Genomic DNA, 15,637 nt, shown 5'->3' with positions numbered 1-15,637 from the left:
TTAGTTTGTCTAGCATCTAAAATAAAAATTGACGTTTCACGTTGTTTGTTTCGTTCAGTTTTCAAAGAACTACTTGGCCGCTCATTTGCGACTTCCTTATGTTAACATCTTCGTTAGTTAATGTCAACTAAGTTTTTCATTTCGTTTGTCGCTTTCGACGTTGTTGTCATCGGCGACTCGTATAATATTACACCTCTAACCTCTAATCGTCAATATATTTTTCTAAAAAAATATAAAAAGGCTTATTTCTTTTAAAATAAGCCTTTTTATCATATACCATTCTATCCGTTTATTATCTTTCTATAATTGGCAACGAGACGATAAACTGAATAACACCATCCTCATATTCCGCTCGAATACTCCCCCCTTGTAATTCAACAATACTTTTCGCAATCGCCAATCCAAGGCCCGATCCTTCTGTTACTCTACTTCTAGATTGATCTTTCTTATAAAAACGTTCAAACAAACTCGCTAACTCTTCTCTCGTAAACGCTTCACTATGATTCGCAATTACAATTTGTATATCCCGGCGCTGCCTTTGAAGAGAAACTTTTATCTCCCCATCATCTTTACTATACTTAATCGCGTTCATTAATAAATTATCAAATACACGAACCATCTTTTCCGAATCAATCGCTGCATAGGCACGTTCCTCAGGAAACTTCTTAACGAACGTAAGCCCATGCTCTTCCGCCTGCGGTACTAACTCTTCTATTAATTGCTCCAATAACTCATTTATACATACTTCTTGTTTTTCTAATATAACTTGTTCATTCGTTAACTTCGTATACTCAAATAAATCTTCTATTAAATTCTTTAACTGCTCCGACTTCGCAAAAGCAATTCTCGTATACTCATCATGTTGTTCTTTATTTTCATATTTAGAATCTCGAAGTAATCGTAAGTAACCCATAATAGAAGTAAGTGGTGTACGTAAATCGTGAGATACATTCGTAATAAGTTCGTTCTTTTGCTTCTCTAATTTACGTTCCTTTTCTATATTATTCATAAGCTCTTCTGCCATATTATTAATATTCTCAGTTAAAGACGCAATCTCGTCTTCACCTTTCTTCTCAATACGGTACGCTAAATTACCTTTCTCTATTTCCTTTACACCTTCTGCCATCGCTTCAATTTGCTTCATCTTTCTCTTTGTTATATAGAAGAAAGAGAAAATGAATACGAGTACACCAATTAAAAATGGGAATGGTCCTTCTTGCGTATCATATATTACTTCACCTTCTGGAATCCCACTAACAAACATGTATAAATTCTTATCTTCTATTGTAATAGGCGCAAAGGCTATAAATTCTTTTCTCGTACTTTCAAATTCTTTTCTACCATTCATATAATTAATTGCAAACGATGATGCATTACGAATTGTATTATGCAAATCAATTTGTTCTTCTTGTGCCTGCTTCGTTTTATATAAAACTTTACCACTCTCGTCAGTAACCAATACTTTTAAAGCTCTAGAGTCTCGTTCTAAATTTTGATTCTCTATTTCAATCATACTTGATATAGCTTCTAATTTATTTTCATGAACTGAACTATTTGCCACACTTTGTGCTTGTTGGTTAATTTGTTCCATACCAGTCCGATAATCGATCGTCGCCTCTCGATTCGCATTCTCAAAAAATGGCGCTGCTGCCTTCGCTGACAAAATCCCTAATAACGCACAAGCAGTGAACGCAGTAATAAGTTGAATCCGCACACTCCGTTTCACACTCTTCACTAGCTTTCCGATTAACTCCCGAAATTTCCTAACATAAGTAAATGGATTAAATATCTTTTTCAATCTTATACCCCACTCCCCATACTGTTTTTATATATCTAGGCTTCCTTGGATTCTCTTCAATCTTTTCACGTACTTTCCGAATATGCACCATTACAGTATTATCAGACTGGAAAGATCGTTCATTCCAAACCTTTTCATAAATTTGCTCTGCACTAAAGACCATTCCCGGATTACGGGCTAGTAATTCTAGAATTGAAAATTCCCTCGGGGTCAACTTCACTTCTTCTCCCTCTACAATAACTTTATGGGTCGAGATGTTGATTTTCATCTCTCCAATTTCTAACTCGTCCTCATTTTGAATAGAAAAACCATTCATTTTCATATAACGACGTAACTGAGATTTTATCCTTGCGATTAACTCTAACGGATTAAATGGTTTCGTTACGTAATCATCTGCACCCGTTGTTAACCCTAAAATCTTATCCATATCTTGCGTTTTCGCGGAAAGCATAATAATTGGCATTTCTTTTTCTTCCCTTACTTTCATACACATATGAATGCCGTCTACTTTCGGCATCATAATATCTAATACGACTAGATGTACTTCGTTTTCTTCTAGTAAACGTAATCCTTCTTCGCCGTCCCCTGCTTGCAATACTTTATATCCTTCATTCTTTAAATAGATTGTAATAAGATTCCTAATTTCTTTTTCATCATCTACGACAAGTATTGTTTCATTTGCCACAATATCTCCCCCATCACTTTTTTAATCCCTAACTTCTATTATAGGAAAACTTCTGAAGAAAAACGCTCGGAAATCCTTAAGATTTTCTGAAGACGCAAAAAAGGTCTAGACCCCCCTTAAGTCTAGACCTTTCAAAAACCCCTTTTATTTACGAACGTAGATGAAATATAGTACGAATAAAACACCCATAACATACATAATCGGATGAACCTCTTTACGTCGACCACTTACTACCATTGTAATTGGATAGAAGATAAACCCGATCGCAATTCCTGTTGCGATACTATACGTAAGTGGCATTGAAATGATAGTAAAGAATGCTGGTACTGCAATCTCGAATTTCTTCCAATCAATTTCCCCTAAGGAAGAAACCATCAAGATTCCTACAATAATTAAAGCTGGTGCCGTTACAGCCGGCGTTACAACACTTAGTAATGGCGAGAAGAATAGTGCCAGTAAAAAGAATCCTGCTGTTACAACTGCTGTAAATCCAGAACGTCCACCTGCCGCTACCCCTGCAGAAGATTCAATATAAGACGTTGTTGTTGATGTACCTAAGATCGCACCAATTACAGTTGCAATCGCATCTGCAAATAACGCTTTTCCTGCACGTGGTAATTTATTGTTCTTCATTAATCCTGCTTGATTCGCAACCGCTACAAGCGTACCTGCTGTATCAAAGAAATCGATAAAGAAGAACGTTATAATAACAATCCCCATTTGAACAGTGAAAATATCTCCAAAGTGCGTTAACGCCGCACCGAACGTTGGTTCTAAACTCGGTATTGCTCCCACTACCGCTTTCGGAGTATCAATTAATCCGGTTGCTACTCCTAAGATTGCCGTAAGAATCATACCGTAAAATACTGCACCATTAACTTTCTTAATCATGAAGATAATGGTCGTAACAACTCCGAAAATCGCTAGTAACGTTGTGCCCTTTGTTAAGTCCCCCAACCCAACAAGAACAGCATCATTTTTCACGATAATTCCGGCATTTTGGAATCCAAGGAAAGCAATGAATAATCCAATACCTGCCGCTACTGCAAACTTTAACTCCGATGGAATTGCATTAATGATTTTTTCACGAATACCTGAAGCAGTAAGAATAATAAAGATAATACCTGACATTAACGTTCCAGCAATTGCCGTTTGCCATGGAATACCCATCGTTAACACTGCTGTATAAGCAAAGAACGCGTTAATTCCCATACCTGGCGCTAAAGCAATTGGATACTTCGCGAAAATACCCATAATTAACGAACCAATCGCTGCTGCTAATGCTGTAGCAACGAATACTGCACCTGGATCCATTCCTGTACCTGCTGGTAATCCTTTAACATTTCCAAGTGACAGCGTAGCAGGATTGACAAATAGTACGTAAGCCATAGATAAAAATGTCGTTAAACCTGCTATGAACTCTGTTTTGTAATTCGTGCCGAGTTCATCAAACTGAAAATAGCGTTTCATCTTACGTTTCCCCCGTTATATGATTACTCGCCGTAATCCCCTAGCCCTCTTTTATCTATTAAAAATAAAAAAGGCTTCCATTGCATATACATGGAAGCGTTCTATGAATAAAGATAAGATTCCCCTCACCTTTATAAAAACGCCTCGTAGTCAAGCCATTTACGGTAGCTAGGTAGAAACTTTCGGGCCATATCCCCGATATTATACGACGGCATAATATTCACTTTTCGTTTGAATTACATACTCATATTAACTCGACGAAGTAGTTTTGTCAATTTAAAAACGAACATTTTTATAAACATTTATAGTTTCGTTCGTATTAACCCTAAAATAAAAAGATCCATCTATACATAAGTAATAGATGGACCTTTTTATAAATACTATTCCCACTCAATAGTTGCTGGTGGCTTACTCGTTACATCATACACGATACGGTTAACGTGTTTTACTTCGTTTACGATACGTACAGAGATTTTCTCTAATACGTCCCAAGGGATACGTGCCCAGTCAGCTGTCATGCCGTCGATAGATGTTACCGCGCGGATACCTACTGTGTAATCGTACGTACGCTCGTCACCCATAACACCTACGCTACGCATACCAGGAAGCGCAGTGAAGTATTGCCAGATTTCGCGGTCTAAGCCTGCTTTAATAATTTCTTCACGTAAAATCGCATCAGATTCACGAACGATTTCTAATTTCTCTTCTGTGATTTCACCTAATACACGAATACCAAGACCAGGGCCTGGGAATGGTTGACGCCATACGATTTCATCAGGAATTCCTAGTTCAGATCCTAATACACGTACTTCATCTTTAAATAACGTGTTTAAAGGCTCAATTAATTTGAACTGCATGTCTTCTGGAAGTCCACCAACGTTATGGTGAGATTTAATTGTTTGTGCAGTTGCTGTACCACTTTCAACGATATCTGTGTAAAGTGTACCTTGTGCTAAGAAGTCCATTCCTTCTAATTTAGAAGCTTCATCATCAAATACGTAAATGAATTCGTTACCGATGATTTTACGTTTTTGTTCTGGATCTTCTACACCTTTTAACTTGTTCATGAAGCGTTCTTTTGCATCCACTTTAATAACGTTCATATGGAAGCCTTCGCTAAATGTTTTCATAACGCCTTCTGCTTCGCCTTTACGAAGTAAACCGTGGTCAACGAAAATACATGTTAATTGATCACCGATTGCTTTATGAATTAATACTGCTACAACAGAAGAGTCTACACCACCGCTAAGTGCGCATAGAACTTTTTTGTCTCCAACAGTTTCACGAATCTTTTCTAATTCTACTTCAATAAAGTTCTCCATGTTCCATCCTTCAGAACAACCACATACGCCGAATACGAAGTTTTTAATTAAATCGTTACCGTGCTCAGAGTGACGTACTTCTGGGTGGAATTGTACACCGTATAAGTTTTTCGCTTCATTGCTCATACCAGCAATTGGGCAAGACTCACTTGTTGCATCTACTACGAATCCTTCAGGTAAACCAGTTACTAAGTCACCATGGCTCATCCATACAACTTGCTCTTCTGGAAGGTTCGCATATAATTTTGATTCGTTCTCTACTTTAAGAACCGCTTTTCCGTACTCACGGTGGTTTGCACGTTCTACTTTACCACCGAATTTTTGTGTCATAAGCTGCATACCGTAACAAATACCGAAGATCGGTAATCCTAGGTCAAAGATTTTTTCATCACAATGTAATGCACCTTCACCATATACACTATTCGGTCCACCAGAGAAAATAATCCCTTTTGGATTTATTTCTTTAATTTCTTCTGCAGTAATTGTATGCGGATGAAGTTCACTGTATACACCGAACTCACGAATTCGACGTGCTATTAACTGATTGTATTGACTTCCAAAATCTAAAACGATAATTGTATCGTGTTGCTTCTTCAAAATAATCACCCCAACGTTAGTTCTCGTATATAAATATTTTCACCAATTAGGCGAAAAGCATTACCAATATAATAAAAAAAGCCAGTCCTCCGCCTCTAGTCTCATAACAAAGAAAAGGCAGGGGTCTGGCTTTATAAAGAAAGATAGTCTCCGCTCTTTATAAATATAAGACACACTGCCTTCATAGTCAGGTTGTTTACGGTAACCCGGTAGAGACTCTCAAACCATATCTTTGAGGATATATGAAGGATCGTTTTATATTATCTTCCTAGATTCTAACAATGAAGTATCAATATGGTCAAGAGAGAAAGCGACAAAATTCTACAGAAATTCATTTCCTTTTCTAAAAAACATAAAAAAACATCCATTTCTATATAGAAATGGATGTTTTTTAGGGCAAACGGAATTACATCATTCCGCCCATACCGCCCATGCCCATGCCGCCCATGTCAGGCATTGCTGGTGCATTTGGTTCTGGTTTGTCAGCTACTACAGCTTCAGTTGTTAAGAACATAGCTGCAACAGATGCTGCGTTTTGAAGTGCAGAGCGAGTTACTTTAGCTGGATCTACGATACCAGTTTCAAGCATGTTAACCCACTCGCCAGTAGCTGCGTTGAAACCAACGCCTACTTTTTCGCCTTTTAGACGCTCTACAACTACAGATCCTTCTAGACCAGCGTTGATTGCGATTTGGCGAACTGGCTCTTCTAGTGCACGAAGTACGATGTTAATACCTGTTGCTTCGTCGCCTTCAGCTACGATAGAAGCTACTTTCGTGTATACGTTCATAAGTGAAGTACCACCACCTGCAACGATACCTTCTTCTACTGCTGCACGAGTTGAGTTAAGTGCATCTTCAATGCGAAGTTTACGCTCTTTTAACTCAGTTTCAGTTGCTGCACCTACTTTAATTACTGCTACGCCACCTGCAAGTTTTGCAAGACGCTCTTGTAATTTTTCACGATCGAATTCAGAAGTTGTTTCTTCTAATTGCGCACGGATTTGACCGATGCGAGCTTCGATTTGTTCTGTGCTTCCTACACCTTCAACTACAGTTGTGTTTTCTTTCGTTACAACAACTTTACCAGCGCGTCCTAAAGATTCAACTGTAGCAGATTTTAAGTCACGGCCTAATTCTTCAGTGATTACTTCGCCACCAGTTAAGATTGCGATATCTTCTAGCATTGCTTTACGACGGTCACCAAATCCAGGAGCTTTAACAGCTACTACATTGAATGTACCACGAAGTTTGTTCACTACTAATGTAGCTAATGCTTCGCCTTCTACATCTTCAGCAATGATAAGAAGTGGTTTACCTTGTTGTACAACTTGCTCTAATACTGGTAAGATTTCTTGAATGTTAGAAATCTTTTTGTCAGTGATTAAGATGTATGGGTTATCAAGAACTGCTTCCATTTTGTCAGAATCAGTAATCATGTAAGGAGATGCATATCCACGATCAAATTGCATACCTTCTACTACGTCTAATTCTGTTGTGAAACCTTTAGATTCTTCTAAAGTAATAACGCCGTCGTTACCAACGCGCTCCATTGCTTCAGCGATTAATTGACCTACTTCTTCGTCAGCAGCAGAAATAGCAGCTACTTGTGCGATAGAAGATTTACCTTCGATTGGTTTAGAAATCGTTTTTAATTCTTCTACTGCAGCAACTACAGCTTTTTCGATACCTTTACGAAGACCCATTGGGTTCGCACCAGCTGTTACGTTTTTAAGACCTTCACGAATCATAGCTTGCGCTAATACAGTTGCAGTTGTTGTTCCGTCACCAGCTACATCATTTGTTTTGCTAGCAACTTCTGCTACTAATTTCGCACCCATGTTTTCGAATGCATCTTCTAATTCAATTTCTTTTGCGATTGTTACACCGTCATTTGTAATAAGTGGTGAACCGAATTTTTTCTCAAGAACAACGTTACGACCTTTTGGTCCAAGCGTTACTTTTACTGCGTTTGCAAGAGTGTCGACACCGCGAAGCATCGAACGACGTGCTTCTTCACTAAATTTAATATCTTTTGCCATAATAATTGACCCCCTTGGATTTTTTAAGATTTATATAATTAACCGATAACTGCTAAAATGTCACTTTCACGTAAAATCAAGTAGTCTGTACCTTCATATTTCACTTCAGTACCTGCATATTTTGAGAAGATGATAAGATCACCTGCTGCTACCTCTAAAGCAACACGCTCACCATTTTCAAGCACTCGACCAGTACCTACTGCAATAACTTTACCCTCTTGTGGTTTTTCTTTTGCTGTGTCTGGTAATACAATACCACTTGCTGTTTTTTCTTCCGCTTGAACAAGCTCAATTACAACGCGATCACCTAATGGCTTTAGCATGAACAATAACCTCCTCATTTTGTTATGTAAAATTTTTTATTAGCACTCAAGTCACTCGAGTGCTAACACACTTATAATAATAAATAATCTCAATTTCTTTTGCAAGTAAAAAAATCATAATTTTTTCGCAAATTACGCTATAAACTTTTCTATATAGAGTTCCTCTTCTTCTACCTTTACCATATGAATCGTTGTTTCCGCTACTCGTATGTTACAATATGAAAGGACACCCTAAGTTGTTTTCGCTACACATACAACTTTCTCCTGTCTTCTATTATAATTTCAAATAAGGATTTACGAAAAAACATAATTCAAGAGGTTTATATCGTAGGTAGCATATGTACATGTTATCCTACCTTATCTCATACACTAGAGTTAGAAAGGATGGTTAAACCATTTGAAAAAACAATATTGGTGGGTTATCGTTACATACATCTTAATGCAGTTATCATCAATTGCTGGATTACCACTTCTCCTGAAAACTGGACTTTATGATAACAGGGGATTTACTAGGGAAGAGAAATTTCAACTTATAACTGGTCACTGGGCAATCATTAGCTTCTTTATTGCATTATGTATCGTACTTTGGTTACTTAGAACAGATATTCGTGATAGACATTTAGATAAAACACGGTCTACTGTCCCAGCTACAATTGGTTGGATTTTTATCGGTTTCTTCTTAGCATTTTTCTCGCAAAGTATTGCTGGTATGATTGAAATGTATGTATTAGGTATTAAACCTGGATCTGAAAATACAGCAAGGCTTATGGATATCGCAAGAACTACTCCTTGGTTCCTTATCGTCATCTCTATAATAGGACCTATTTTGGAAGAAATCGTATTTAGAAAGATTTTATTTGGTACACTTTATAAGAAGTTTAACTTCTTTATTGCCGCTATCATTAGTTCTCTTGTATTTGCGGCGATTCATTTTGATTTTACTCACTTATTGGTATACACTGCTATGGGTCTCGTATTCGCCTTCTTATATGTAAAAACGAAGCGTATTATCGTTCCCATTGCAGCTCATGTTGCAATGAATACATTAGTTGCAATTGCCCAAGTTTTAGTGAGTAACGAACAAATTCAGGAAATGATTAAAGAAGCTGAAAAAATGCAAGGCTTTATCGGAGGATTTTTAGTATGAGAAACTCACCATTGTTCATGGCTGCATTGTACTTCCTTCTAGGATGTATCTTTACACGCTTCGCCATTACGAACGTAACAGATACAATTTGGAATATGTGGACAATACTATTTGCAGTTATGGCAACGATTGATTTTAATTTGGCACTTCGCCTTATCTTAGTTAAATTCACAAAGAAAAAACAATAATAAAACGCAGAGGTCGCTTCCTCTGCGTTTTATTGTGGATAATTCTTCAAAAAGTAAACTAATGTTTGTAACTCTACTGCTAAATCAATATGATGAATTCTTATATTTTCTGACACATTTAAGCGCGCTGGTGTGAAATTCAAAATACCATGCACGTTTGTTTCTGCCAATCTATCGGCTACAGATTGTGCTACTGTAGCGGGTACTGTTAATATTGCCACTTGTATATCAGTTGATAAACGTTCTTCTAATTCATCTAAGTGATATACAGGAATGCCTCCGATTTCTGTTCCAACTTTCTCTTCACTAACATCAAATGCCATTTCAATCTTTGTATTATTGTTTTTCGTGAAATTATAATGTAAGAAAGCGGTCCCTAAATTACCTACTCCAATAAGCGCTACACGTGTTATATCATCTTGATCGAGTGTTTCACGGAAAAATGATAATAAATAATTTACGTTATATCCATATCCTTTTTTCCCTAATGCTCCAAAGTATGAGAAATCTCTTCGAATTGTTGCGGAATCAACCTTTACCGCTTCACTTAATTCGGCTGATGAAACACGTTGCTTACCAGACAAAGATAAGTTTTGGATAAATCGATAGTATAGAGGCAATCTCTTAGCAGTGGCTTGTGGAATTTTCTGTTGCTCCATATAACCTCTCCTCTCTTCCTATCTTTATTCATATGCTTTAATCAAATACAGAAGTTTAGCACTTATTAAATTCCTTGTATAATAGAAAGAAGAAGTATTCTCTCTGTATTTTAAACTATACACTATTTTTAGTATGATTGAGAAATATAAACATGGCAAAGTTAAGAAATTATTTGAGGTGAAAACATTGATTTTATTACAAGTAAACGCGCTTTCGAAATTATACGGTGCAGAAACGATTCTTGCAAACATAAAATTGGAAGTTCAAACGAAAGATCGTATCGCATTAGTCGGGCGAAATGGAGCCGGAAAATCTACATTATTAAAAATAATAGCGGGTGAGCTATCTCATGATGGTGGAGAAATTATAAAACCGAAAGATGTCTCAATTGGATATCTAGCTCAAAATACCGGTTTAGAAACGTCTTTAACAATTTGGGATGAAATGTTAACCGTCTTTACACACTTGCAGCAAATGGAGACAAAACTTCGAAGGTTAGAGCAAGAGATGGGAAAAGAAGAAAACTTTTCAAACGAGGCTACATATGAAAGATTATTAGCTGATTATGATCAATTACAATTAGATTATAAAGATCAAGGTGGCTATCAGTACGAAGCAGATATCCGTTCGATTTTAAGTGGTCTTGGCTTCCCAGTTGAAACGCACCAAACGACGATTTCCACATTAAGCGGTGGACAAAAAACACGATTAGCTCTCGGTAAATTATTATTAACGAAACCAGACCTCCTTATTTTGGACGAGCCTACAAACCATTTAGACATCGAAACATTAACATGGCTTGAACAATATTTACAAGGTTATCCTGGCGCAATATTAATCGTTTCCCATGACCGTTATTTCTTAGATAAACTTGTTACACAAGTATATGAAATTTCGAATAAAGAAAGTAGACGATTTGTTGGTAACTACAGTAAATATTTAGACTTAAAATCAGCACTATACGAGCAAGAAATGAAACGTTATGAAAAACAACAAGATGAAATCGCTAAGCTAGAGGACTTCGTTCAAAAAAATATAGCTCGTGCATCTACGACAAAACGTGCACAAAGCCGTCGTAAACAATTAGACCGTATGGAACTATTAACAAGACCATTAGGTGACTCTAAGTCAGCTTCCTTCCACTTCGATATCGAAAAACAAAGCGGAAATGATGTGTTACAAGTAAAGGATGCAACTATCGGCTATGATAAGGATCCAATTATTGAGCATGTAACAATGCGCTTAACTCGCGGAGATAGCGTTGCTTTAGTTGGTCCAAATGGAATTGGGAAATCCACATTATTAAAATCAATTGTGAATAAGTTACCACTACTACATGGTGATGTTTCTTTCGGATCCAATGTATCTGTTGGTTACTATGATCAAGAACAAGCCAATTTAACATCTTCTAAGCGTGTTTTAAATGAGTTATGGGATGAATATCCACTGCAACCCGAAAAAGAAATCCGCACGATACTAGGTAACTTCTTATTCACAGGAGATGATGTACTAAAACCAGTATCATCTCTTAGTGGTGGACAAAAAGCTCGATTAGCTCTCGCAAAACTTATGATGCAAAAATCGAATTTATTAATTCTCGATGAGCCTACAAACCATCTTGATTTAAATAGTAAAGAGATTTTGGAGAATGCTTTAATTGATTATCCTGGTACCCTTCTCTTTGTATCTCATGACCGCTACTTTATTAATCGTGTAACGACGACCGTTGTTGAGTTATCAACAGAAGGTGCACAGGAATATTTAGGGGACTACGATTACTACGTTGAAAAGAAAAATGAGATGATTGAACGTGCTGAATTTGAACAACAAGAACAGCAAGAAAATCAGACACCTGTTCAAAAAACTGTAGCTCCAGAAAAATTAAATTATCTCGAAGAAAAAGAGCGCAAAAAGTTGGAGCGTCAACGTACTCGAAAAATTGAGGAACTAGAACAAAATATTGTACAATTTGAAGAAGAAATTGCTACGTTAGAAGATCAACTTTGCTTACCAGAAATATATGCAGATTATGAAAAGGCTAGTGAAATTACAACGAAAAAGCAAACACTACAAGAACAACTTGATGCTTGTATGGCAGAATGGGAAGAATTGCATTTATAAGAGTATAAATAAGAAGGATGTCTCATCAGTCGGGATTTTTGACGATGAGACATCCTTCTTATCTTCTAGCCATGGTCAACCTCTATTGCATAAACAATTCGACACGAGGTATCGATTTGCCGACAAAGTTTGACAATATTAACCCCCCTTATAATAAGGGCATATTTCAAAATGTTTTTTAGAGATACCTTCTTCGTTTTTATTTCCCGAAAAAGGATAGATTCAAAGGTCAGACTTCATCTGTTTTATCCACAAGTTTATACACATATCCACCTTTATAAAATAAACATCTAAATAACTTTTCCACATTATCCACAATCAACAAAAAAGTTATCAACATTTTATATACACAATAAAACCCACATTATCAACAGATAATATGGGTTTTATCCACAAGCTGTGGTTAATTTTGTGTATAACTATGCTTCAATATCTAATCCTGGATTTGCATTTAAAGCTAATGTAGCACGTTTTCCTTGTTCATACGCAATTGTACCTGCCGCCGCAATCATAGCTGCATTATCTGTACATAAAGATAGAGGAGGAATAATTAGTTCTACATTTTCTTTTTGTGCAAACTCTGCTTCTAAACGTGCACGAAGTCCTTTATTCGCAGCAACTCCACCAGCAAGAAGCACTTGCTTTACGTTATAAGCATCCGCTGCACGAGATGCTTTCGTTACTAATACGTCAATTACACTCTCTTGGAAACTTGCTGCTAAATCTTCCGGTGCAATTTCTATCCCGCGTTGTTTTGCGTTATGCACAGTGTTGATAACTGCTGATTTCAATCCACTAAAACTGAAATCATACGAATCAGGTTCTAGCCATGCACGAGGTAAATCAATTGTTGGTTCCCCTTCATGTGCAAGACGATCAATATGAGGGCCACCTGGATATGGCATAGATAACGTACGAGCTACTTTATCATATGCCTCCCCTGCTGCATCATCTCGCGTTTCACCAATTACTTCAAATGAACCATGTTCTTTCATATAAACAAGCTCTGTATGTCCACCAGATACAACAAGTGATAGTAATGGGAATTGAACTTCTTTTACTAAGCGGTTCGCATAAATGTGGCCAGCGATATGATGAACACCAACTAGGGGGATATCATGTGCAAATGCCACTGCTTTCGCTGCGTTCACCCCTATTAGAAGCGCTCCTACTAAACCAGGTCCTTCTGTGACAGCAATTGCATCAATATCATCAAATGTGATATTCGCTTCTTTTAACGCTTCTTCTAATACAACTGTAATTTCTTCTACATGATGACGGGACGCAATCTCTGGTACAACTCCGCCAAAACGTTTATGACTTTCAATTTGTGATGCAACAACATTCGCAATAATTTCCGTTCCATTTTTAACAACCGCTACTGCTGTTTCATCACAACTTGTTTCAATACCAAGTATAATCGTATTTTTTTCCATTATATATTCACCCACATTACGAGACCATCTTCCTGATTGTCTGCATAGTATCGTTTACGAATTCCACCATTTTGAAATCCGTATTTTCTGTATAACTGTTTTGCTACTTCATTTGATACACGTACTTCAAGTGTCATCGTTTTTACACCTAGAGTTTTCGCCTCGGAAATAACTTCTTTTAATAAAGCATCTCCTAGCTTTTGACCTCTGTATTCTGGCAAAATAGCTATATTTGTTATATGTGATTCATCAATAATTATCCACAATCCACAATACCCAATTACACGACCATCTTTTTCTAGCACAACATAATGTGCATGTTCATTCATCGTTAACTCACGGTGAAAGGCATCTGCAGTCCAAGGAGTTGAAAAAGATGCTTCTTCAATGGCTACAATTTGAGCAATATCATCAAGTTCCATCTTTCTAAATATCATATCCATCCTCTGCAAGCTCCTACTTGTTTTGACTTTCTAACCACTTTGTTTCAGCTTCAGCTAAACGAAGGTAACTAGGAACAAATGAATGTACATCCTGTTCTTCTTTTTGTAATCCTAAGAACGCTAGCTCACTTGGTCTTGGGTTATTTTTAGTGAAAGGAGCAAAGACAGCTTGATTGCCTAAATGTTCGATAATTGTTTCTTTGTGTAGTTTCACATCGTTACCAATAAATAAAACAGGCTTTCCTTTATCTTTTAACATTTGCAACCAGTCTACAATAAGGATGATTCGGTCTTCCTCTATAGAAGTTAAATCCTCTCCTTCATATGTATATAAGCCAGTATAAATTTGTCCACGTCTTCCATCGAATAAAGGACAGATTAACCCATCAAAATTAGCTCCGTTTGCAGCCACTACTTCTAAACTTGATACACCTACAATTGGTATTTGAAGTGACCAAGCTAATGTTTTGGCAGCTGTCACACCTATACGAACACCTGTATATGACCCTGGTCCAGCAGCTGCAACTATTTTAGTTAATTCTTTTGGTTTTACACCGCATTCTTTTAACAGTTGTTCTACAGCTGGCATAAGACGCACAGAATGATTTTTTGTTAAATTTGTAATGATTTCCCCAATTACGTTTCCTTCTTCAATAAGGGATACACCCATTACATAATTTGAAGTATCAATTGCTAGTACTTTCATCTTGTAATAGCTCCTCACATAATCTAATATAGCGATCTCCAATCGGCTCGAGTACAATGTTTCTTGTGTCATCTCCAGCATGGAATAAACTAATTTGTAGCTTCTCATTTGGTAAATATGCTTCTATTAAATGAGCCCATTCTACTACCGTAATTCCTTCACCGTAGAAATACTCATCAAAACCTAAGTCTTCTTCACTTTCTGCTAAGCGATACACGTCCATATGATATAGCGGTAATCTCCCTTTATATTCTTTAATAATATTAAAGGTAGGGCTATTTACAACTCTTTTCACTCCAAGACCTTTTGCTAGTCCCTTTGTAAAAGTCGTCTTACCAGCCCCTAGATCTCCTTCTAAAATAATTACATCTTGTGCCTGAGCAAGTTCACCAAGTTTTTCTGATAATCTTTGTGTTTCCTCAGATGATTTTGTTGTTATTTCATATTTACTCACAGACTTCACCTACTTTACTCACAATGTTCTCTGCTCTTTATTATACAGGTTTTGAATATATAAAAAAGTCCTTAGGAGTTTTCCTAAGGATAGTTTGACTGTCTTTATTAGTTTTTTGTTAAAACAAATAAAAAAATACGAAACAACATGTTTCGTTCTTTTCTTTATATAAAATGGCGGTCCCGACCGGGGTCGAACCGGCGATCTCCTGCGTGACAGGCAGGCATGTTAACCACTACACCACGG

General features: G+C 36.9%; 14 protein-coding genes and 2 riboswitches. Of the genes, 3 read left to right on the top strand and 11 right to left on the bottom strand.

Going from position 1 to position 15,637, the window contains the following annotated elements; translation table 11 throughout:
- Positions 1-292 precede the first annotated feature (292 nt).
- The 6 genes from PDQ68_RS27570 to groES all read right to left on the bottom strand — a co-directional run bounded on the left by PDQ68_RS27570 (position 293) and on the right by groES (position 8,236).
- A complete protein-coding gene (locus PDQ68_RS27570; protein ID WP_000719232.1) occupies positions 293-1,798 on the bottom strand; it encodes a sensor histidine kinase in 1,506 nt (501 codons plus the stop codon).
- Positions 1,782-2,483: a response regulator transcription factor gene (locus PDQ68_RS27565; RefSeq protein WP_001262954.1), complete on the bottom strand. Its 702-nt coding sequence runs from the start codon at positions 2,481-2,483 to the stop codon at positions 1,782-1,784. Before PDQ68_RS27565 ends, PDQ68_RS27570 begins: the two co-directional genes overlap by 17 nt.
- Before the next feature lie 144 nt (positions 2,484-2,627).
- The gene (locus PDQ68_RS27560; protein ID WP_000833094.1) at positions 2,628-3,953 is read right to left on the bottom strand and encodes an NCS2 family permease; all 1,326 of its coding nucleotides are present in this window, start codon (positions 3,951-3,953) and stop codon (positions 2,628-2,630) included.
- Positions 3,954-4,080: 127 nt separating this feature from the next.
- Positions 4,081-4,182, bottom strand: a riboswitch (purine riboswitch).
- A 151-nt stretch (positions 4,183-4,333) separates the two neighbouring features.
- Positions 4,334-5,872 carry a glutamine-hydrolyzing GMP synthase gene (gene guaA, locus PDQ68_RS27555; protein ID WP_000743925.1) on the bottom strand — a complete coding sequence of 513 codons (1,539 nt, stop codon included), beginning with the start codon at positions 5,870-5,872 and terminating at the stop codon, positions 4,334-4,336.
- Positions 5,873-6,036: 164 nt separating this feature from the next.
- Positions 6,037-6,138, bottom strand: a riboswitch (purine riboswitch).
- 140 nt (positions 6,139-6,278) lie between these two features.
- Positions 6,279-7,913, bottom strand: a complete 1,635-nt coding sequence (gene groL, locus PDQ68_RS27550) for a chaperonin GroEL (RefSeq protein WP_001029999.1) — start codon at positions 7,911-7,913, stop codon at positions 6,279-6,281.
- A 38-nt stretch (positions 7,914-7,951) separates the two neighbouring features.
- Positions 7,952-8,236, bottom strand: coding sequence for a co-chaperone GroES (gene groES / locus PDQ68_RS27545; RefSeq protein ID WP_000917306.1), 285 nt, complete (start codon positions 8,234-8,236; stop codon positions 7,952-7,954).
- Positions 8,237-8,633: 397 nt separating this feature from the next.
- On the opposite strand from groES, the gene PDQ68_RS27540 reads away from it, so the two are divergent.
- Positions 8,634-9,383 (top strand): CPBP family intramembrane glutamic endopeptidase, encoded by a 750-nt coding sequence (locus PDQ68_RS27540; RefSeq protein ID WP_000745338.1) that lies wholly within the window; start codon positions 8,634-8,636, stop codon positions 9,381-9,383.
- The gene (locus PDQ68_RS27535; protein ID WP_001246201.1) at positions 9,380-9,571 is read left to right on the top strand and encodes a YdiK family protein; all 192 of its coding nucleotides are present in this window, start codon (positions 9,380-9,382) and stop codon (positions 9,569-9,571) included. The genes PDQ68_RS27540 and PDQ68_RS27535 overlap by 4 nt, the downstream gene beginning before the upstream one ends.
- 29 nt (positions 9,572-9,600) lie before the next feature.
- On the opposite strand, the gene PDQ68_RS27530 is transcribed toward PDQ68_RS27535, so the two are convergent.
- Positions 9,601-10,230, bottom strand: coding sequence for a redox-sensing transcriptional repressor Rex (locus tag PDQ68_RS27530; RefSeq protein ID WP_000437705.1), 630 nt, complete (start codon positions 10,228-10,230; stop codon positions 9,601-9,603).
- Between the two features lie 187 nt (positions 10,231-10,417).
- Between PDQ68_RS27530 and PDQ68_RS27525 the strand changes: the two genes are divergently transcribed.
- Positions 10,418-12,352 (top strand): ABC-F family ATP-binding cassette domain-containing protein, encoded by a 1,935-nt coding sequence (locus PDQ68_RS27525; RefSeq protein WP_208755696.1) that lies wholly within the window; start codon positions 10,418-10,420, stop codon positions 12,350-12,352.
- A gap of 419 nt (positions 12,353-12,771) precedes the next feature.
- On the opposite strand, the gene tsaD is transcribed toward PDQ68_RS27525, so the two are convergent.
- The 4 genes from tsaD to tsaE are packed head-to-tail and all read right to left on the bottom strand — an operon-like array spanning position 12,772 to position 15,391.
- Positions 12,772-13,788: a tRNA (adenosine(37)-N6)-threonylcarbamoyltransferase complex transferase subunit TsaD gene (gene tsaD, locus PDQ68_RS27520; protein ID WP_000414588.1), complete on the bottom strand. Its 1,017-nt coding sequence runs from the start codon at positions 13,786-13,788 to the stop codon at positions 12,772-12,774.
- The gene (gene rimI / locus PDQ68_RS27515) at positions 13,788-14,231 is read right to left on the bottom strand and encodes a ribosomal protein S18-alanine N-acetyltransferase (RefSeq protein ID WP_000367197.1); all 444 of its coding nucleotides are present in this window, start codon (positions 14,229-14,231) and stop codon (positions 13,788-13,790) included. Before rimI ends, tsaD begins: the two co-directional genes overlap by 1 nt.
- Positions 14,232-14,244: 13 nt before the next feature.
- Positions 14,245-14,937: a tRNA (adenosine(37)-N6)-threonylcarbamoyltransferase complex dimerization subunit type 1 TsaB gene (gene tsaB, locus PDQ68_RS27510; protein WP_016716302.1), complete on the bottom strand. Its 693-nt coding sequence runs from the start codon at positions 14,935-14,937 to the stop codon at positions 14,245-14,247.
- Positions 14,918-15,391, bottom strand: a complete 474-nt coding sequence (tsaE, locus tag PDQ68_RS27505; RefSeq protein ID WP_000049631.1) for a tRNA (adenosine(37)-N6)-threonylcarbamoyltransferase complex ATPase subunit type 1 TsaE — start codon at positions 15,389-15,391, stop codon at positions 14,918-14,920. Before tsaE ends, tsaB begins: the two co-directional genes overlap by 20 nt.
- Between the last annotated feature and the right edge of the window lie 246 nt (positions 15,392-15,637).

Origin of the sequence: Bacillus cereus group sp. Bc010 (assembly GCF_027716745.1) — a bacterium.
GTDB classification, from domain to species: Bacteria; Bacillota; Bacilli; order Bacillales; family Bacillaceae_G; genus Bacillus_A; species Bacillus_A pacificus.
This window is presented reverse-complemented; position numbering and strand designations above follow the sequence as displayed.

Coding starts and splice junctions, on each gene's coding strand:
- PDQ68_RS27560 (WP_000833094.1), bottom strand. CDS start 3,953: ATGAAACGCTATTTTCAGTTTGATGAACTCGGCACGAATTACAAAACA.
- groL (WP_001029999.1), bottom strand. CDS start 7,913: ATGGCAAAAGATATTAAATTTAGTGAAGAAGCACGTCGTTCGATGCTT.
- groES (WP_000917306.1), bottom strand. CDS start 8,236: ATGCTAAAGCCATTAGGTGATCGCGTTGTAATTGAGCTTGTTCAAGCG.
- PDQ68_RS27535 (WP_001246201.1), top strand. CDS start 9,380: ATGAGAAACTCACCATTGTTCATGGCTGCATTGTACTTCCTTCTAGGA.
- PDQ68_RS27530 (WP_000437705.1), bottom strand. CDS start 10,230: ATGGAGCAACAGAAAATTCCACAAGCCACTGCTAAGAGATTGCCTCTA.
- tsaD (WP_000414588.1), bottom strand. CDS start 13,788: ATGGAAAAAAATACGATTATACTTGGTATTGAAACAAGTTGTGATGAA.
- rimI (WP_000367197.1), bottom strand. CDS start 14,231: ATGGATATGATATTTAGAAAGATGGAACTTGATGATATTGCTCAAATT.
- tsaB (WP_016716302.1), bottom strand. CDS start 14,937: ATGAAAGTACTAGCAATTGATACTTCAAATTATGTAATGGGTGTATCC.